Origin of the sequence: Pseudoalteromonas sp. NZS127 (genome assembly GCF_015864805.1) — a bacterium.
GTDB lineage: Bacteria > Pseudomonadota > Gammaproteobacteria > Enterobacterales > Alteromonadaceae > Pseudoalteromonas > Pseudoalteromonas nigrifaciens.
Genome location: NZ_JADYWN010000013.1, coordinates 94,181 through 112,795, shown reverse-complemented (window position 1 = coordinate 112,795; position 18,615 = coordinate 94,181). Strand labels below are relative to the sequence as shown.

The 18,615-nt window shown below is 40.2% G+C and carries 16 protein-coding genes; 14 read left to right on the top strand and 2 right to left on the bottom strand.

Going from position 1 to position 18,615, the window contains the following annotated elements; translation table 11 throughout:
• Positions 1-57 precede the first annotated feature (57 nt).
• Positions 58-1,329 (bottom strand): Xaa-Pro dipeptidase, encoded by a 1,272-nt coding sequence (locus tag I6E78_RS12715; RefSeq protein ID WP_197182653.1) that lies wholly within the window; start codon positions 1,327-1,329, stop codon positions 58-60.
• Positions 1,330-1,486: 157 nt separating this feature from the next.
• On the opposite strand from I6E78_RS12715, the gene I6E78_RS12710 reads away from it, so the two are divergent.
• The 14 genes from I6E78_RS12710 (at position 1,487) to I6E78_RS12645 (ending at position 18,097) form a co-directional block, all read left to right on the top strand.
• The gene (locus tag I6E78_RS12710) at positions 1,487-3,340 is read left to right on the top strand and encodes a DUF885 domain-containing protein (protein ID WP_197182652.1); all 1,854 of its coding nucleotides are present in this window, start codon (positions 1,487-1,489) and stop codon (positions 3,338-3,340) included.
• Between the two features lie 93 nt (positions 3,341-3,433).
• The gene (locus I6E78_RS12705) at positions 3,434-3,946 is read left to right on the top strand and encodes a YcgN family cysteine cluster protein (RefSeq protein WP_011330139.1); all 513 of its coding nucleotides are present in this window, start codon (positions 3,434-3,436) and stop codon (positions 3,944-3,946) included.
• Positions 3,946-4,458 (top strand): RNA methyltransferase, encoded by a 513-nt coding sequence (locus I6E78_RS12700; protein WP_011330140.1) that lies wholly within the window; start codon positions 3,946-3,948, stop codon positions 4,456-4,458. The genes I6E78_RS12705 and I6E78_RS12700 overlap by 1 nt, the downstream gene beginning before the upstream one ends.
• A 279-nt stretch (positions 4,459-4,737) precedes the next feature.
• A complete protein-coding gene (locus I6E78_RS12695; RefSeq protein ID WP_197182651.1) occupies positions 4,738-6,627 on the top strand; it encodes a methyl-accepting chemotaxis protein in 1,890 nt (629 codons plus the stop codon).
• A gap of 103 nt (positions 6,628-6,730) precedes the next feature.
• Entirely contained in the window at positions 6,731-7,345 is a 615-nt protein-coding gene (locus I6E78_RS12690; protein ID WP_197182650.1) for a DsbA family protein, read from the top strand.
• A gap of 298 nt (positions 7,346-7,643) precedes the next feature.
• Complete coding sequence (locus tag I6E78_RS12685) at positions 7,644-8,396, top strand: DUF3450 domain-containing protein (RefSeq protein ID WP_011330144.1); 753 nt, start codon at positions 7,644-7,646, stop codon at positions 8,394-8,396.
• Between the two features lie 10 nt (positions 8,397-8,406).
• Positions 8,407-9,774: a MotA/TolQ/ExbB proton channel family protein gene (locus I6E78_RS12680; protein ID WP_197182649.1), complete on the top strand. Its 1,368-nt coding sequence runs from the start codon at positions 8,407-8,409 to the stop codon at positions 9,772-9,774.
• A gap of 3 nt (positions 9,775-9,777) precedes the next feature.
• Positions 9,778-10,305, top strand: a complete 528-nt coding sequence (locus I6E78_RS12675) for a MotA/TolQ/ExbB proton channel family protein (protein WP_011330146.1) — start codon at positions 9,778-9,780, stop codon at positions 10,303-10,305.
• A 54-nt stretch (positions 10,306-10,359) separates the two neighbouring features.
• Entirely contained in the window at positions 10,360-10,770 is a 411-nt protein-coding gene (locus I6E78_RS12670; protein WP_011330147.1) for an ExbD/TolR family protein, read from the top strand.
• Positions 10,771-10,779: 9 nt separating this feature from the next.
• Positions 10,780-11,385 (top strand): energy transducer TonB, encoded by a 606-nt coding sequence (locus I6E78_RS12665; RefSeq protein ID WP_011330148.1) that lies wholly within the window; start codon positions 10,780-10,782, stop codon positions 11,383-11,385.
• 51 nt (positions 11,386-11,436) lie between these two features.
• Positions 11,437-12,762 carry a tetratricopeptide repeat protein gene (locus I6E78_RS12660; protein ID WP_197182658.1) on the top strand — a complete coding sequence of 442 codons (1,326 nt, stop codon included), beginning with the start codon at positions 11,437-11,439 and terminating at the stop codon, positions 12,760-12,762.
• A 309-nt stretch (positions 12,763-13,071) separates the two neighbouring features.
• Positions 13,072-14,679 (top strand): hypothetical protein, encoded by a 1,608-nt coding sequence (locus tag I6E78_RS12655; protein ID WP_197182648.1) that lies wholly within the window; start codon positions 13,072-13,074, stop codon positions 14,677-14,679.
• Between the two features lie 72 nt (positions 14,680-14,751).
• Positions 14,752-17,475 (top strand): TonB-dependent receptor domain-containing protein, encoded by a 2,724-nt coding sequence (locus tag I6E78_RS12650; protein WP_197182647.1) that lies wholly within the window; start codon positions 14,752-14,754, stop codon positions 17,473-17,475.
• Positions 17,476-17,749: 274 nt separating this feature from the next.
• Positions 17,750-18,097: a hypothetical protein gene (locus tag I6E78_RS12645; protein ID WP_089369299.1), complete on the top strand. Its 348-nt coding sequence runs from the start codon at positions 17,750-17,752 to the stop codon at positions 18,095-18,097.
• A 275-nt stretch (positions 18,098-18,372) separates the two neighbouring features.
• On the opposite strand, the gene I6E78_RS18695 is transcribed toward I6E78_RS12645, so the two are convergent.
• Positions 18,373-18,570, bottom strand: a complete 198-nt coding sequence (locus I6E78_RS18695) for a hypothetical protein (protein ID WP_231618002.1) — start codon at positions 18,568-18,570, stop codon at positions 18,373-18,375.
• Positions 18,571-18,615 lie beyond the last annotated feature (45 nt).

Genomic DNA, 18,615 nt, shown 5'->3' with positions numbered 1-18,615 from the left:
TAAAGGCCCGCTGTAAACTAAAAGCGAGCCTTATGTAGATCTACTTAAAAAGAGTTACTAGTTTTTGTAAACTACCCCTGCTTTCATTACAAAAGGAATGTGCTCAAGTGTTGCAATATTTTTAAGCGGATTACCTTTTACTGCAATAATATCGGCTGCAAAGCCTGTTTTAAGTTGGCCTAATTGCTTATCCATTTTTAATAGCTTTGCACTATTTACAGTAGATGCTTGAATTGCTTGCAGTTCAGTCATACCAAACTCAACCATGCGAGAAAACTGTTTAGCATTATCGCCATGTGGGTAAATAGCAGCATCAGTGCCAAATACCATATTAACGCCGGCGTTCACTGCACGTTTAAAGCTATCACGCTGTACTTTAGATACTTGGCGTTCTTTATTTAGATTTTCCTCATCTACGCCATTTTGCTCGCCAAAACTCAATGTATATTCGGTATTGTAAATATCCATTGAAAGCCAAGTACCATGATCTTTAGCTAATTTAATTGCCTCGTCATCTAAATAACTGGCATGCTCTACGCTATCAACACCGGCTTTAATTGCGGTTTTTATACCATCTGTACCATGAGCATGCGCGGCTACTGGTAAGTCGCGAAGGTGCGCTTCATCTACAATGGCTTTCATTTCTTCAAACGAGTACTGCTGTGCGCCCAATTTAGTCCCTTTTGAAAATACTCCCCCTGTGGCACAAAATTTAATGGCGTTGGCGCCGTATTTAATATTTTCGCGCACTTTAACGCGTACCGCCCATGGACCATCGGCAACGCCTTGCGAGGTATATTTAAGCTCAGGTGGCAAACGGTTGTTATCACAATGGCCGCCGGTAATACCTAAAGAGGGGCCTGCTGCCCAAATACGAGGGCCAATTATATCGCCTGCATTAATTCCATCGCGTACTGCAATTACGCTGTAACCTTCTGCGCCTACGTTGCGCACGGTAGTAAATCCAGCTTCAAGGGTTTTTTTCGCAAAGTACGCTGCTTTTACAGCCATACGCGGTACCGATTGTCCTACACGCTCACTGCGAGGTACCGTTGGATCGCTGGTTAAATGCACGTGCATGTCCATTAATCCTGGCATAAGTGTCAGTTCAGGCAGCTTAATATGTTCATCTCCTTTATTAAGCTTAGGCGTTTTATTGCTATCAATAGCGGTGATCACGCCATTATCTATGGTAATAAGGGGTGACTGTATTAACTTACCACTTTGAACATCAAGCATTGCCTTAGCAGATACATAAGTAACAGCATAGGCATTCATACTGTTTAAACATAAAAGTGCGATAGAAGCAGACAGTAGTTGTTTTTTCATATTAGGGGGTCTTTTATTAGTATTTTAAATTAACTCGACTTTACCAAGCTAAGCACAAACTGCAAATAAATAGCGATGGCTGTTATCTATCGTAATTTCTTTATTTAGTTGATGTAACTACGCATACTCGATAAGTAAATTTTAACAAGGTATCAGCATGAAATTAATAAACTTGGCGGTTATAGCCAGTGGTGTACTGCTTGCTTTAAGTGGTTGCACTAATATAAATAAAAGTAAGCATGAAAGTAACACCACCAGTAGCCACGCGCAATTGAGCATGGCTAATACTGCCAAAGCAGTGGTGTCAGAGCTTTCAGCACAACAACAGCTTGATGTACTGGTAGCTCAATATTACGATGAATCGCTTATGTTTAGCCCTCTCAGTGCCACTTACAATGGCCGTAATGAGTTTAATAACCAATTTACGCCTGTTATTTCATCGGCTAGCCGTGATAAAAAAGCCGCTTTTTATAAAAAATATCAACAGCGCTTAACACTTATAGATAAAGAGCAGCTAGTAGGACAAGCATTATTAAGCTTTGAAGTATTAGCCCAAGACTTAGCGCTTAAGCTTGAAGGAATGCAATACCCAGATTATTTACTGCCAATTAATCAAATGGCAGGGGCACATAACACCTTTGCTGGTTTTGGCTCGGGACAAAGTGCACAACCTTTTAATACAGTTGAAGATTACAGCAACTTTTTAGCCCGAAGTGAGGGCTTTATTAACTGGCTTGTAAGTGTGCAAGAATCAATGGCGCAAGGCATAAAGCTGGGCGTAGTATTACCAACGCCACTGGCTAAAAAGCTGCAACCACAATTTGCAGCCCATGTGGTAACTGACGCCGAAGACTCACTATTTTGGGCGCCAATTAAAAACTTCCCAGAGTCGTTTACAGCGCAGCAAAAGCAACAAATTACAGTACAATATAGGAAATTGATTATAGAGCGTTTAGTACCTGCATATAACAGCATGAGCGAGTTTTTAGCTAATCAATATATTCCTAATAGCCGAGAAAGTGTTGGTTATAGCGATTTACCTAACGGTAAAGCGTGGTACGAATACCAAATTAAAAAACACACTACACTTAGTTTATCTGCTAACGAAATTCATGATATTGGTTTAAGTGAAGTAGCGCGTATTTTATCGCAAATGAAAAAAGTAAAAGAAACAGTTGGCTTTAAAGGTGACTTATCTGCATTTTTTGACCACTTACGTGATTCGGACGAATTTTATTACAACACGCCGCAAGAGTTAATAGCGGCATACGAAAACGTAAAACAAAAAATTGATGCGCGTTTGCCACTGCTTTTTAACATAGCACCAAAAGCGCCATACGTTGTAAAAGCAGTAGAAGCTTACAGAGCACAGTCGGCTGCGGGCGCATCTTATGCGTCTCCAGCACCAGATGGCTCTCGCCCAGGTGTTTTTTATATTAATACCTATAACTTAAAGGCGCAGGCTAAGTTTTTACTCGAAACGCTCTCGATTCACGAAGCAGCACCTGGGCATCACTTTCAAATAGCATTACAGCAAGAAATAGATGGCCTGCCAGATTTTCGTAAATTTGGTGGCTACACCGTATTTGCCGAAGGTTGGGCGTTGTACGCTGAAAGTTTAGGGAAAGAGCTTGGCTTATTTACCGACCCGTATATGTGGTATGGGCGTTTATCAGATGAGCAATTACGCGCTATGCGTTTAGTACTCGACACTGGTTTTCATGCAAAAGGCTGGACGCGTCAGCAAGGTATTGATTACATGCTAGCTAATTCGTCTATGGCTAAAAGTGATGTAATAGCCGAAGTTGAGCGTTACATAGCATGGCCAGGCCAAGCGCTGTCATATAAATTAGGAGAGTTTAAAATTAGTGAGCTGCGCGACTACGCACATAAACAGCTAGGTAATAAGTTTGATATTAAAGCGTTTCACACGCAAATACTCATAGATGGCGCATTACCTATGCCAATTTTAGAACAGAAAATAAAGCGCTGGGTTAAATCAGTACAATAATGCTTAGGCAAAGCCCTTACCTGCAAGGTATTGGCTTTGCGCCATTTGCAGCAATACGGTAGAATGCGCGCTCTTTAGGGGCGCGAGTACATTATGTTTGATCAACAATTAGCAAATACACAATTTTGGCTTGAAAAAAGCCTAAGCGACATGAACCAAAATGAATGGGAAGCCATTTGTGACGGCTGCGGGAAATGCTGCTTAAATACCTTTATTGATAGCGAAGATGAAGATGAATTTACCGCCACCGATCAGCTACGCGAAGGTGAGCAGTTAATATTTACTAATATTGTGTGTCAGTATCTCGATAATAATACCTGTGGTTGTAGCGAATACGAAAATCGTCAAACGCTGGTACCATCTTGTGTAAAACTTACCAAAGAAAACCTCAAAGATATCTTTTTTATGCCACAAAGTTGCAGCTATCGCCGTTTGCACGAAGGGCGAGGGTTGGCCTCGTGGCATCCGCTGTTAAATAATGGCGACAAAACAAAAATGCATCAGCAGGGCATTTCGGTAAAAGACAAAACCGTAAAAGATTGCGACGTTAAGCTCGATGACTTTGACCTATATATAGCAGAGTGGCCAACCAAGGATAGTGATTAATGAGCAAGCAACAGGCTGTTATTGGTTTATTAAATCCCAAAAGCCCAACTAATGTGGGCGGTGTATTACGTGCTGCAGGTTGCTACGACGCACAGCAGGTGTTTTTTACCGGAAACCGTTATTTAAATGCACAAAAGTTTCATACCGATACAAAAAATGTGGTTGAGCGAATTTCACTAACTGCCACCGATAATTTAGAAAAAGTAAAGCCACAAGGTGCCACGGTTGTGGTTATTGAGCTAATTGAAGGTGCAACGCCACTGCCTGAGTTTACCCACCCAGAAAACGCATTTTATGTGTTTGGCCCAGAGGATGGCTCAGTGTCTAAAGACGTTTTAAAGTGGGCCGACGAAGTCGTGTATATTCCTACTATTGGCTGCATGAACCTCGCCGCCACTTGTAACGTGGTGCTATACGACCGTTTAGCAAAACTAGGCGGCGTAGAGAGCAGTGATACTACAATTATCAATTCGCGCGACACCAATAATAAAATGAAATGGGAAAAAGCATAGCGTTTTAGTCGCTGTGCAGCGTATTTTAAAACGACATAAATCTCCCGCAGTTAAGCGCCAATCAGTAATAAGCCTCGCAAGGGGCTTGTATTTTTAAGTACACAATTTAAACAACACGCCTTAATCTTCCCGATCCTTCTAAGTTCATGAATAATCATAATTAAGCCTTTATTACTGTTTTAGCTCTTTTGTTGCTCGTAAGCTTTAATAACTAAGACATTTAGTTAAATATTTGCTAAAACTGTAGGTGCTAATAATAACAATTAAAAAAGGGCACTTATGCTTGGCTCGTTAAAATTTACCTCTAAGGTCACTATTGCTGCATCACTGGTATTAGTGTTGGTACTTGGTGTTTTTACAATTAATAACTATGTATCTATGCGTAATCAAACCGAGCAGCAACTTGCTCTCGTACTGCAACAAAGTTCAGAATCTGTTTCGCAAAACATTGCTAATTGGCTAAATGACAAACTGGCAATTGTTATTGCCATAGCAAAAACGCACCAATCTGGTGATAGCAAAGCGCTTACCCTTACACAGCTTAATACCGCTGAGTTGGCCGGAAACTTTAAAAATACCTATATTGGTAAATCCAATGGCGTGTTTATATTAAACGATCAAAGCGTAGTATTGCCCGCTGATTTTGATGCCACGTCTCGCCCTTGGTACAAGCTAGTAGAAAACAAAGTAAATACTGCCTTTACTACCCCTTATATAGATGTAACCAGCAATGAACTTACTATATCTGCGGTTGTGCCGATGCAGCAAAATGAGCAGTTTATTGGTGTAGCGGGCGCCGATATAGAAATGAGCATTATTACAAAAATTATTAACGATATAGATTTTTTAGGCTTAGGTTACGGCTTTTTAATTGACAGTAACGGCCAAGTGTTAAGCCACCCTAACAGAGCACTTAATTTAAAAAATACTACTGAGTTATTTGCTACCCACACTGCTTTGCAAAGCGAATTTACAGAGTATCAAGTGGCAGGGCAAAGTAAGCTTATATCGTATACAAAAATACGCGGTATAGAAAACGTTGACTGGTACTTAGGCGTGGTAATCGATAAAGATAAAGCCTTTGCTAGTGTATCGGCCTTTGGTAAAACGGCCGCTATATATATGCTTATTGGTATAGTTGTTATCATTATTATGATGCAACTATTATTGCGCTATTTAATGCGCCCAATGCAGCGATTAAACGACGCTATTAAAAACATTGCCCAAGGTGAAGGCGACCTAACGTGTAGATTAGAAGTTGAAAATGAAGACGAATTCGGCGAGTTAAGTCATTCTTTTAATTTATTCATTGAAAAAATACAGCACTCTATTGAGCAAGTAAAGCACACCACAGAGTCATTAGATGTGGCTATTTCGAGTTTAGTGGCGCAAACCGACTCAACATTATTAATGTACGAAGACCAAACTAAACGTACCGACAGTGTAGCTACCGCTATTAATCAGTTTTCTGCCACCGCAATGGAAATATCAAACAGTGCTGAGCGTGCCTCTAAGTTAGCTAAAAATGCCGATCAGCACTCAGCGCAAAACCAGCAAACACTCAGTAATAATGTGGCCAGTATTCATCAGTTATCAAAAAATATGGAACAGGCACAGCAAACTATTAATAGCTTAAACGTGCATACAGCCAGTATTGGCCAAGTGCTTGAGGTAATTAAAGGGGTAAGCGAGCAAACAAATTTACTGGCCCTTAACGCTGCAATAGAAGCTGCACGGGCTGGTGAAGCTGGGCGAGGTTTTGCTGTAGTTGCTGATGAAGTTCGTCAATTAGCGCACCGAACCCAGCAATCAACCCAAGAAATAGAAGACACCGTAAGCCAATTACAAAAAGGCTCTAATTTAGCGGTAGAACTAATGAAAACCAGTTTAAGCGACAGCGAAACAAGCGTGCAACAAGCCGATGCAGTAGGTGTTGTAATGCAGCAGATTATAGATGCAATACAAAAAATTAGCGATGCGAATCATGTTGTAGCTAGTGCAACCGATGAGCAAAATCAGGTTGTTAAATCCCTCGATTCAGACATTCACAATATTAGTGAGCTTTCAATACAGGGCAAAGCTAATTTAAACCGTACCTTGGATGAATGCACCAAGCTTAAACAACAATTTAGCGATTTAGAGCGTATGGTTAAAAAGTTTAAAGTTTAAATTTTAAAAACAAACGCTAACAACAGTTTAGCTATTAATCATTATAGTATGTGTAAATGTTGGTGGCTTACATTAAGCACGAGCTGTTAATACGGAGGAGCAAATGGCTCAAAGTAAACTTGTTTATGTACACGACCCTATGTGCAGTTGGTGCTGGGGTTATGCGCCGAGCTGGCTTAAGTTAAAAGCCGCTCTTGAGAGTAACCTAGTAGTTGAATACAAAGTTGGAGGGCTTGCTCCTGACAGCCAAGATCCCATGCCACAAAACATGCAAGATATGCTACAAAACACCTGGCATAAAATAGCAGCGCAATTGGGCACTGAGTTTAATTTTGATTTTTGGCGCAACTGTAAACCAAGGCGCTCAACGTACCCAGCGTGTAGGGCGGCGCTTATTGCGCGTAAAGCGGGCAAAGAAAGTGCAATGGTTGCAGCCATTCAGCAAGCTTACTATTTAAATGCTCAAAACCCCTCAGATGAAAGCACATTAATTAGCTTAGCCGAGCAAATAGGTTTAAATAAAGCGCAGTTTGCAAATAGGCTTCAATCAAAAGAGCTTAATGATGAGTTAATTGCAGAGCTTAATTATGTACATAGTTTGCCCATTCAGGGTTTTCCATCTTTAGTGCTTATAAATGACAATAAAGTGCACCCAATAGCAATAAACTACACCGACTGGCAAAAAACATTAAATCAAATTAATGCTATTTTAAGCTAAATAGCCTGAACTCAGGTTAAGTATTGCTAAATTATGCGTGTTTGGTTGCCAAACACTCACTCCTCTTATAACACTTGTTACACAGCACTCCTTACACAACCCCTTACACAGCACCCTTAGACAGGCTATTTATTAACGCTGTCATAAAAGCGACTTCTTTGCGCAACATGCTTGTCATTTTTCATCTATACACTTTCGCTCATTGAAAATATTTAGTTTTTAATTGTTTGTATCAAACGTTTAAAGCTAACAAAAACAAACTAGCAAATCTGCTAACTAACGAGTAAAGGTGTATGCGATGAAAGGCGTTAAACCATTAATTATAGCTGGTATTGTGGCCGCAAGTGCCGCTGTACACGCAAACGATTTAAATAAGGTTATTGATAAAAGCAGTGAAATTACTAAATCGGCTGCGCAATCACAAACAAAAATAGACAAGATTGCAGATTCAATGCAAGGGCGTCTGCAACAGTTTAAAACTCTTAATAAAGAAATTGATGGTTTAGCTGTGTATAACGCTCAGCTTACAAAACAGTTAAATAACCAAATTGCAGAAATGCAATCGATGAATCTCTCTATGGATCAGGTTTCAATTATTGAGCGTCAAATTACGCCACTAATGATGCGCATGATCACCGGCCTTGAACAGTTTGTATTACTCGATGTGCCATTTTTAAAAGACGAGCGTGAAAAACGTTTAACCTCTTTAAAAGCCATGATGGAACGTGCCGATATTACCTCTAGCGAAAAGTTCCGCCGCGTACTCGAAGCCTACCAAGTAGAAGTTGATTATGGCCGCACTATTGAAGCTTACAGCGCACTGCTTGAGGTAAATGGTAAAGAACGCGAAGTTGACTTTTTACGCATTGGTCGCTTAGAGCTCATTTACTTAACCCGCGATAGTAAATTAGCTGGTAGCTGGGATACACAAACAAAAACGTTTGCAGCACTTCCAGACTCAACCATTAGCCAAATTAATAAAGGTTTACGCATTGCGCGTAAGCAACTTGCCCCAGATATGTTAACTCTGCCAGTTCACGCAGCACGATAAGAGGTCGAAAATGAAATTGTTTACTCAAATGACAAAAATGGCCGTACTTGCTGCAAGTATAAGTTTTACATGCGCAAGTTTAGCAGCTGAGCCAATGGATTTAGATTCATTACTTAAAAACCTTGAACAAGGTAAATCTGCGCAAAGTGTGCAAAATACTCAGCGTGAACAACAATTTACTGCGCGTCAAAACGAGCAAGTACAAATGCTAAAAGACACGCAAGCAAAGCGTAGTCAAATGCTTAGTGAATCAGAGCGTTTAGAAACACAGTTTGAAGAAAACGAAATTAAACTGGCTAATTTAACCGATACCCTATCAAAGCGTATGGGATCACTTAAAGAATTGTTTGGTGTGTTGCAACAAGTGGCAGGCGATTCAAGCAATAAGTTTGCTACCTCTGTGGTATCGGCAGAAATACCTGGTCGAAGTGTTTTTATGGACGATCTAGCACAAAAAATGGGATCTACTTCACAACTTGCTTCAATCGAAGATATTGAAAAAGTGTGGTACGAGCTACAACGTGAAATGACCGAGCAAGGCAAAGTGAGCCGCTTTAATACTCAGGTTATTATTGAAGGTGGTAACAAAGCAGAGCAAGAAGTTGTGCGTGTTGGTGCTTTTAACCTTATTTCCAACGGTAAATATTTAGAGTACAGCCCAAGTACAAATACGCTAAGTGAGCTTACTCGCCAGCCCGTATCGCGCTATACATCAACCGCAGGCGAGTTACAGCAGGCTAAAAACGGTATTGTGCAGTTTGCACTAGACCCAACCGGTGGCTCAATTTTAGGTTTACTAGTACAAGCCCCAGATACCGCTGAGCAAGTTCACCAAGGCGGCGCTGTGGGTTACGTTATTTTAGGTGTGGGTTTATTAGCCCTGTTAATTGCAATTGAGCGTTTTGTATCTTTATTGCTAGTGGGTGGCAAAATTCGCCGTCAACTTAAAGACACGGTTGCTCGCGACGATAATCCACTAGGCCGTGTTATGAAAGTAAAAGACGACTACCCAAATGTAGCCTACGACACCCTAGAGCTTAAATTAAGCGAAGCTATACTGCGCGAAATGCCAAAAATAACCCGTAACTTAACCCTGATTAAAATTATTTCAGTAGTGGCTCCGCTGCTTGGTTTACTTGGTACAGTTACCGGGATGATCAATACCTTCCAAGCCATTACCTTGTTTGGCACCGGGGATCCTAAGCTCATGGCAGGCGGTATTTCTCAAGCGCTTGTAACAACAGTACTTGGCTTAGTTGTGGCAATACCCACAGTATTTATTTACACCATACTCAACACCCGAGCAAAAAGCTTACTGCTTATTTTACAAGAGCAAAGCGCGGGCATTATTGCAAAACGAAGTGAAAAAGGAGCATAAACCATGGTGCTATTGATTGATTCAATCAATGCTATCCGTGATTTTCTCGACACTGGTGGCCAAGTTCTCTTGGTCATTGGGGTGTTAATCTTCGCGATGTGGTTATTGATACTCGAGCGATTCATTTACTTTTTTAATGGTTTTCGTGGTTACAAAAAAGCCATCAAAAACAGTTGGCTTAAGCGCAACGAGCGTAATAGCTGGAATGCAGAACAAATTCGCCAAGCGATGATCTCACGCGCCAGTATGCGTCTTAACGCTAACTTAGCACTTATTAATGTGATGGTTGCATTGTGTCCGCTACTTGGCTTACTTGGCACAGTAACAGGAATGATTGAAGTGTTTGATGTTATGGCTATTACAGGTACAGGCAGTGCGCGCTCTATGGCGTCGGGCGTATCTAAAGCAACTATTCCAACTATGGCAGGCATGGTCGGTGCGTTATCTGGGGTATTTGCCTCAACGTACTTACAACGCCGGGCTAAACGTGAAGTAGCGCTACTTGAAGACAGCATGGTTTTAGACCATTAAGCAATTATTAATAAGTGGCTCTATCTATAGCCACTTATTTCAGGAGAATAAAAAATGAGAGCCCCATTAGGAAACCTATTTCAAGAAGACGAAGCAGAAGAAATAAACATGACCCCCATGCTAGATGTGGTATTTATCATGCTTATTTTCTTTATTGTGACCGCCTCATTCGTAAAAGAGTCGGGTATTGATGTTAACCGCCCCGAAGCCGCCACTGCGGTTAAAAAAGAACGCGCTAATATTTTGGTCGCTATTTCAGACACAGGTGAAATTTGGATTAATAAACGCCAAATAGATGTGCGTGCGGTGCAGGCAAATATTGAGCGTTTAAAAGCCGAAAACCCACAAGGGAGCGTGGTTATTCAAGCAGATAAAAAGTCGACCACGGATACTTTAATTAAAGTAATGGATGCAGCGCGCGCCGCGGGTGTGTTTGATGTGTCGATTGCGGCCCAAGAAGCCTAAGGGTTAGCCATGCGTTATTTAATAGCATTTGTAATAGCCATTTTAGTGACCTTTATGCTGTTTTTAGGCATGCAGGCACTTATTACTGGTGGTGAGGGCGCAATGAGCGAACCAGCAAAGGGGAACGTGCTTGACTTTGTACGGCTTAAAAAAGAAGAAAGCTTACAAACAAAACAGCGCAAACCTCAAAAACCTCCCACACCCAAAGAGCCGCCACCACCAATGGAGTCACCAAAAATGCAAAACAGCGATGCCAATGCAAAAGCTAATAATTTTGACTTTGCGGCCAATGTTGATGCCGAGGTGAATTTAGCCGGTGGTTTAGCCCTTGAATCAAGTGATGGTGAATACCTGCCCATTGTAAAAGTGGCGCCAGTGTACCCAAGGCGCGCACTGTCTCGTGGGATTGAAGGCTACGTTATTGTTGAGTTTACAGTAACCAAACAAGGCACTGTTCGCGACCCTCAGGTATTAAAGGCAGAGCCTGAATCGCTATTTGACCGAGCGGCGATGGATGCAGCCCTTAAATTTAAATATAAGCCCCGCGTAGTCAATGGTGAAGCCGTTGAAGTTGCGGGAGTGCAGAACAAAATATCTTTCCAGATAAGCGGTTAATTTTTGGATTAATTAATTCAACCTATTAATGGATAGAAAAGCGAGGCGATGATGAAATTACAACCAATAGCAGTTATTTTTAAATTAACACTTTTTTGCACCGTAACAATAAGCGCAAGTATTGTAACCCCCAGTGCACTTAGTTTATTACCAGGTGTGAGTGCTTTTACAGCGCAAGCCGCAGAGCAAAAAACCAAACGAGTACCGGCCCTGCGTGAAAAAGTATATAGCCAGTTAGCGCGAGCCCAAAAGCTTGCCGACGATGGCGATGTTAAAGCAGGCCTTGAAGCGCTTGATTCTATACAAGATCGCGCATCAAGCATGAACTCCTACGAAATTGCAATGATGCATAACTTTTATGGCTTTATTTATTACAACGAAAACGACTTACCCAAAGCAATAGCCGCGTTTGAAAAAGTAGTCGCTGAGGAGGGTATTCCAGAAACATTACGTTTAAGCACTACGTTTAGTTTGGCTCAATTGGCAATGGCTAACAGTGACTACAACAAAGTAATTACGTTTTTAGATCAATGGGATGCTATTAATACAAAAGATAAGCCAGAGAGCTACTATGTGTTAAGAGCGCAAACCTATTATCAGCTAAAAGACTACCAGCAAGGCCTTAACTATATAACGCAAGCTATTACACTAAGTGACAGCGAAGGCAAAGTACCAAAAGAGAACTGGCTAGTATTACAGCGTGCTATGTACTACTCACTTAATCAGTCCGATAAAGTGGTAAAGGTACTAGAGCGCATGGTTAAGCTGTATAACAAACCAGAATACTGGGTGCAGTTAGCAGGTATGTATGGCGAAACAGGTCGAGAAAAACAACAACTAGCAATTATTGAAGCGGCATATCAGCAAGGCTTTTTAACCTCCAAGTCAGATTTACGCCAATTAGCCCAGGTGTATTTATACAATGGCTTGGCTTATAAAGCAGCCATAGTGATGAGTAAAGCAATTGAGGCAGGAATAGCAGAGCAAACCGCTAAAAACTATGCCTTTGTAGCTGAAGCCATGATCCAAGCTAAAGAAGATGCGCAATCGATTAAATACTTTGTAAAAGCGGCGCAGTTATCAAGCAGTGGTAACTACGATCAGCGCTTAGCACAAGTGTATGTAAATACAGAGCAATATGAAGAAGCTGCCGACTCTGCGCGTAAAGCACTTGATAAAGGCAACCTTGATTTTGAATCAAACGCATTTGTAGCTTTGGGCATGGCACAGTTCAATTTACAAAACTTTGATGCCTCTATTTTAGCGTTTGAACAAGCGCAAATACATAAAAAGTCGCAGCGCTTAGCCAAGCAATGGATTAAATATGTAAAGCGCGAAAAAATACATGCTGAAACCCTAAAAACAGCATTACTTTAATGTTTTACTTTTGCGCTAGGTGCTAAATTAATAGCGCATAAAAACAGTTTATAATCGCAACGCCAAACCGCACTAATATTAATTTAGTGCGGTTTTTTTACTTCTGTAAAGTTAACCATATGAATATATTTAATTTATTATTGTCACATAGTGTTTATTAAAATGTAACGGCACTGTCATATCTCTCCCGTATTGTACTCCTATTCGATAACTCAAGTGACCTTAATGCATGAGTGTCGTGCCTTAAAGTGACTTAAGTTATTACTTAATGCGCTAACAAAATAATTAAATACTTTAACGGAGTGAACAATGACATTATCTGGCTTATTTAAGGTTAGTCTAGTGGCTACTGCAATGACTTTAGCAGGCTGTGGCGGTGGTGATATTAACGTTACACCGACTACAGTTGATAACAGTGTAGACAATTCAGTGACTAACCCAGGTGGTGATAATGGTGGCGATACAATAAGTTGTGCCACATACACATTAGATGGAGCTACATTTACGGGTGAAGCAGAAGGCATTAACTGTTTATACAGCCAAGCATTTGCAAGTAATGCAAAAGAAATTACAAGCTCTTTTGTTATCCCTGCGCTAGACGATGGCGGTGCCCATGTATTTGAAGGTGCTTTATTTATTGGTGACGATGTAGACACATCTACTGGCGCCACTATTGATGTTAATGGCCCAACATTGTCTATTGAAGCAGGCGCTACCATTGCGTTTACCAAGCCAGAGAGTTTTATTCGTATTGCTCGCGGTGCAAATATTGAAGCAATTGGTGAAGTAGATAAGCCAATTATTTTCACAAGCATTAAAGAAGTTGATGGTGATGATTCTACCACCGCTCAAATTGGGGATTGGGGTGGTGTTCAGGTAAATGGACGTGGTCATTCTATTCGTTGTACAGCAACAGCTGCGGCACAAGACATGTGTAACCACTCAGCTGAAGGTATTGTATCTTATTACGGTGGTAATGATCCGCAAGATAGTAGCGGTATTCTAAAGCATATTGTTATTAAGTATGCAGGATTTGGTGTTGAAGGTGATGAGCTAAATGGTTTAACACTAAATGCTGTTGGCTCAGGCACAACAATTGATTATGTCCATGTACATAATGGTTTTGATGATGGTATAGAGCTCTTTGGTGGTAGTGTTAACCTTAAACACATCGTTGTTACTGATACAGGCGATGATGGTATTGACTGGGATGAGGGTTGGAAAGGCTATGGACAGTACATTCTTGTCCGTTCAAATGAATATGGAAATCATGGTTTTGAAACAGATGGCGCAAAAGTTGATCCATTATCTGCAGACGCACAAGATTTAGTAACGACTGTTTCTAATCCAACTATTGCTAATGCAACCGTTGTTACTACTGGTGACCAAGGTGCTGAAGGGCGTCGTACTGGTGCCGGTATGGAAATGAAAGAATGGGGTAAAGCGCAATTAGCTAATATGCTGTTTGTAAACTCATCATCTGTAGATGGTGCTGGCTGTTTTGATTTATATAATGAAAAAGATAAATCAGGAGATGCTGGTGTGCATACCAATGCAAACAACGGTGATATCGCATTTATGAGTTCAATATTTGCGTGTGGTAAGAATTTTGAAGACGTAAATACTCCTTTAACAGGCGCGTTAGCAAGCTTTGATATCAATACCTGGTTTACTGGTGGCGAAAATAACCAGCTGATTGGTTTTGCTGATTTTGCAAATGTGCTTGGTGCTGATGGTGTTTCAACTGCAGCAACTATTACAGATTCACAAGGTACTGCGGTAGCTACAACAGCTAAAGACATGAGTGAGGTTGACTCTTTCTTTACTAACGCAGGCTACATTGGTGCACTTAAAGAAGGTGAATCAAGTGAATGGGCTGATTTTGTAGCTGCATCTTTACAACGCGCTAGTAATTAATCTAGACCGGCTCTAATTATAAGGCGCTCTGGCGCCTTTTTTAAGGGAATTTTAGGTTTAGAGGATATAAATATGAAACATCAAAAGCAGTTTAAAACTAATCTAATAACGTTATCTCTGCTCTCCCTTTTTTCTTCATTTAATTCTTTTGCTGAACAGGCACAAGAAATAATCAATGAAGAAGCGATAGAAGAAGTTGTTGCAACAGGTACACGCCTTAAAGGCAGTGCTAGTGCCGTAATTGATGAACGTAAAAACCAGGCATTTGTTGCTGATATAATGGGTTCAGAGCAAATATCTAGAACAGGTGATAGCGATGCCGCTTCTGCACTTCGCCGTGTTACAGGCTTATCGTTAGTTAACGATAAGTTTATTTATGTACGCGGTTTAGGTGAGCGTTACTCAAGCGTGCGTTTAAATGGCGCGGTTGTTCCAAGCCCAGATCTGACTCGAAATGTAATTCCACTTGATATTTTCCCATCAAGTATTATTGAATCTTTAGCTGTTCAAAAAGCCTATTCGCCTAATATGCCTGCGGCTTTTGGTGGTGGTGACGTTAATATCAGGACGAAAAGCATTCCAAGTGATACTTTATTTAAAGTTGAGATTGGTGCTAGCTATAAAGATACAAACGATGAAGGCTACACATACAATGGCGGCAGTGACGACTGGTTAGGTAAAGATGATGGTACACGCGCATTACCTGGAGCCGTTAAAACGGCGCTAAATACCTATATCAATGGCTTGTCTGATATCTCATACAGAAATATAAGAGATGTCGAGTCAAGACGTCAGGGGACTGATATTGGTCAAGCAGCTGCAATAGACTTAAATAAAAGTTTATCAAAAGCACTACCAAGAGATTTTGGCTTAGAAAAAGAAAGCTTAAACCCTGATGCAGACATTAAAGCTGTTTATGGCGACCGATTTGATAACTTATTTGGCCTAGACGGATCTTTTGGTTTCTTAGCATCAGTTGCTTATGAAAATGAATGGTCTAATGCAGAGAAGTTTAGCGCAGTACTTTCTTCTGTTGACGCATCTGAATCTGAATGTTCAAAAGATGATTTTACTTGTTACTCTGCCACAGAGAAAGAAGTATCAACCAAGCATAATATAAAATTAAATAGCTCTCTAAATTTAGGTTATAAAATTGGCGGCCATGATTTAACAGCTACCTATATGATGCTACGAGATACTGAAGATGAAGCTTCTGTTTCGCTTTACCAAGAGCCTTCAAAGTCATTAAGCATTGATGCTGGGCAATTACAGCGAAGCCACTTAACCTCTTTTGAGGAACGGGAACTTGAAATACTTCAACTTCGTGGAATGCACAATTTAGAGTGGAGTTTTCTTGAAGGTGTCGGTGTAGATTGGCAATACACTGATTCAACAGCGACGACGAGTATACCCGGCGAGCTTGAAGTAACGGTGCGTGATGAGTACGCCGATGGCGAATATCAACGTACTTTTTATAATGGTAGCTTAGGTGGCAACCCTTATTTGTATCGATTTGTTGAGCTAGAAGACGATGTTGAAAACTGGGGCGTTAATATTAATAAAGTTTTTTACTTTGAGAACGCCGAAGTTGAAATCGCGGGTGGCGGCTATTTTGTTGAAAAAACGCGTGATTACCGCACAGACTTTTTTAACTATCGTTTTAGCCAAACACAGTCTTTAGATTTAGCACAAAGTGAAGAAGAAGCACTGTCAATTGGTAGTTTCTTTGCAAATGATGCTGTGATCGATTCAACGGATTTAGAGTTATTGTTTCAAGAACCTACAGCCGATGATTACTTAGCAGCGCAAATGATTGATGCTTATTATGGCTCTTTTGATATCACTTTTGCTCAAGATTGGCGTTTAAGTGGTGGTGTGCGTTACGAGGATTTCCGCCAAGTTGCCCTCGCTTTTTCTCGCTCAGCATTCGATCCTGCTTTATTGGCAGATAAATTAAGTGCAGATGCAATAAAACAAGCAAGTGTGATGGAAGATGAGTATTTTACTTCATTATCCATGACATACAGTCAGCAGTCGTACCAGGTTCGTTTTGGCTATGGCAGCACGGTTGTTCGTCCTGACTTGCGTGAGTTAAGCCCTGTTCAATTCCAAGATCCGTTGACCGGTTATCGAACGCTTGGTAATCCATTCTTAGAATCTAGTTACCTAGATAACTTTGATGCACGTATCGAATTTTATATGGACAATGGTGATAACTACTCAGTTGGCGCATTCTATAAAGATATAGATAACCCAATCGAAGCATTATTAACCGAAAGTGACGGCCGTTTTACGCTGCAGTTTGACAATGCAGATACAGCCTATGTTTACGGTATAGAAGCAGAATGGTTAACTGAGTTGCATAGTGATTTATTAGGAGGTGCTTTTTTTACTTCTGGTAATTTAACAGTAAGTGATTCAGAAGTTGAAATTGCACAAGAGCAGCGCGCTGACCTTACTAATCTAAAGCGACGCATGACTGGCCACTCAAAGTATGTTGCCAACTTACAATTGAATTACGATTCGCATGATGGCATGCACCAAGCTTCAGTTATTTATAACGTATTTGGTGACCGTATTTTAGCTGCGGGTGTTAACAATTTTGATGACGCTTACGAACAACCTTTAAACTCGTTAGACATGGTTTATAGTTACTACCCAACGTTCAATACTACATTAACACTTAAAGTGAAAAATATGTTGGGACAAAACTTTGAAGTAGAACAAAATGATGTGCTAATTCGTTCTCAAGAAACGCCTAGAGAGCTGAGTTTAAGCTTTAGCTATGAGTTTTAAACCCCTTGAACGACTAAAATAAGCCGTTACAACCTAGCCCTGCCATATGTAGGGCTTTTTACTACCTCAGTTTTAAACGCAGTTATAGTTTAATATTGATTATATAAATGATGTTTTTATATCTCTTTTAACTTAAACATTATTCACTTCATACACACACTCTCTCTAAATCATTTAACTTTAATAACTCTTTAACAAATAACACATAATTGTTGTTTATATTTAACAGGCTGTAATTAAGTTTTATAATTTTATTTTAAAAGGAATAATATCCATGAATTTAATAAGAAAGGTTATTAGCTCAGTTGTTATAGTTGGTTCTTTTGGTTTTGCGAATGATGCTCTAGCTGCAAGATCATGTTCTGTTATTGTTGATGATATCCAGCTAAATCATTCTCAGGTAATTGTGAAAACAACTAATAGTATTACTCACATGGCTAATGACAAGTTAACTTTAGCTTATCAAGACACTCAATTTGGCCAGATCTTAGAAAAGCTTGCTGAAGCAAAAAGTTTAGAAACGCCTGTAAAAATTTATATACTTGAGGAGTTTAATGGTGATGATGCGCGCAGTTGTAGTGATAGCGTTACTGACTATATAGGATCAGTTCATCGCTTCTAATGTACTAAATTGTTTGTAGCCCCATAATTAGTATAGGGCTACAATTTTATATACTACTGACACTTTATAGTTGCATAAAGTTGATAGCATTGGTTTTTACTACCAGTGCTTTTCATTGTCCATAATTGGTTATACCAATCAAAGTTACCATAAGCGCTTTCATCCTCTCCGCAGGTAATTGTGCTTCCAGAAATTTCTTGATTGTGACCACGCTCTTCACAAAATTGATTTCCATTTGTAGAACCCACAAAAAACAGCTCTAAGCGCCCATTTATTCAAACCTTTGGTGCGTAATAGGTTGTTGCAGTATTTACCAATATGCCTTGTTGCTGTTCCATATTTATTTCTGCGCGCTCAAAGGATACTTTTTCATTTTCTTTTAGCGTTACTGTGCTTGCTGAAAGCGTAGTATCTGCAAATACATTAAGTGATACTGAACTTAAAGTAAGTAGAGCAAGAGTGAATGTCTTCATTATCTTTTCCTTTAGTTAAATGTAGAATTACACAAAACATCTTTA

Coding starts and splice junctions, on each gene's coding strand:
- I6E78_RS12685 (WP_011330144.1), top strand. CDS start 7,644: ATGAAAGGCGTTAAACCATTAATTATAGCTGGTATTGTGGCCGCAAGT.
- I6E78_RS12675 (WP_011330146.1), top strand. CDS start 9,778: ATGGTGCTATTGATTGATTCAATCAATGCTATCCGTGATTTTCTCGAC.
- I6E78_RS12700 (WP_011330140.1), top strand. CDS start 3,946: ATGAGCAAGCAACAGGCTGTTATTGGTTTATTAAATCCCAAAAGCCCA.
- I6E78_RS12670 (WP_011330147.1), top strand. CDS start 10,360: ATGAGAGCCCCATTAGGAAACCTATTTCAAGAAGACGAAGCAGAAGAA.
- I6E78_RS12645 (WP_089369299.1), top strand. CDS start 17,750: ATGAATTTAATAAGAAAGGTTATTAGCTCAGTTGTTATAGTTGGTTCT.
- I6E78_RS12715 (WP_197182653.1), bottom strand. CDS start 1,329: ATGAAAAAACAACTACTGTCTGCTTCTATCGCACTTTTATGTTTAAAC.
- I6E78_RS12655 (WP_197182648.1), top strand. CDS start 13,072: ATGACATTATCTGGCTTATTTAAGGTTAGTCTAGTGGCTACTGCAATG.
- I6E78_RS12705 (WP_011330139.1), top strand. CDS start 3,434: ATGTTTGATCAACAATTAGCAAATACACAATTTTGGCTTGAAAAAAGC.
- I6E78_RS12660 (WP_197182658.1), top strand. CDS start 11,437: ATGAAATTACAACCAATAGCAGTTATTTTTAAATTAACACTTTTTTGC.
- I6E78_RS12690 (WP_197182650.1), top strand. CDS start 6,731: ATGGCTCAAAGTAAACTTGTTTATGTACACGACCCTATGTGCAGTTGG.
- I6E78_RS12680 (WP_197182649.1), top strand. CDS start 8,407: ATGAAATTGTTTACTCAAATGACAAAAATGGCCGTACTTGCTGCAAGT.
- I6E78_RS18695 (WP_231618002.1), bottom strand. CDS start 18,570: ATGAAGACATTCACTCTTGCTCTACTTACTTTAAGTTCAGTATCACTT.
- I6E78_RS12650 (WP_197182647.1), top strand. CDS start 14,752: ATGAAACATCAAAAGCAGTTTAAAACTAATCTAATAACGTTATCTCTG.
- I6E78_RS12710 (WP_197182652.1), top strand. CDS start 1,487: ATGAAATTAATAAACTTGGCGGTTATAGCCAGTGGTGTACTGCTTGCT.
- I6E78_RS12665 (WP_011330148.1), top strand. CDS start 10,780: ATGCGTTATTTAATAGCATTTGTAATAGCCATTTTAGTGACCTTTATG.
- I6E78_RS12695 (WP_197182651.1), top strand. CDS start 4,738: ATGCTTGGCTCGTTAAAATTTACCTCTAAGGTCACTATTGCTGCATCA.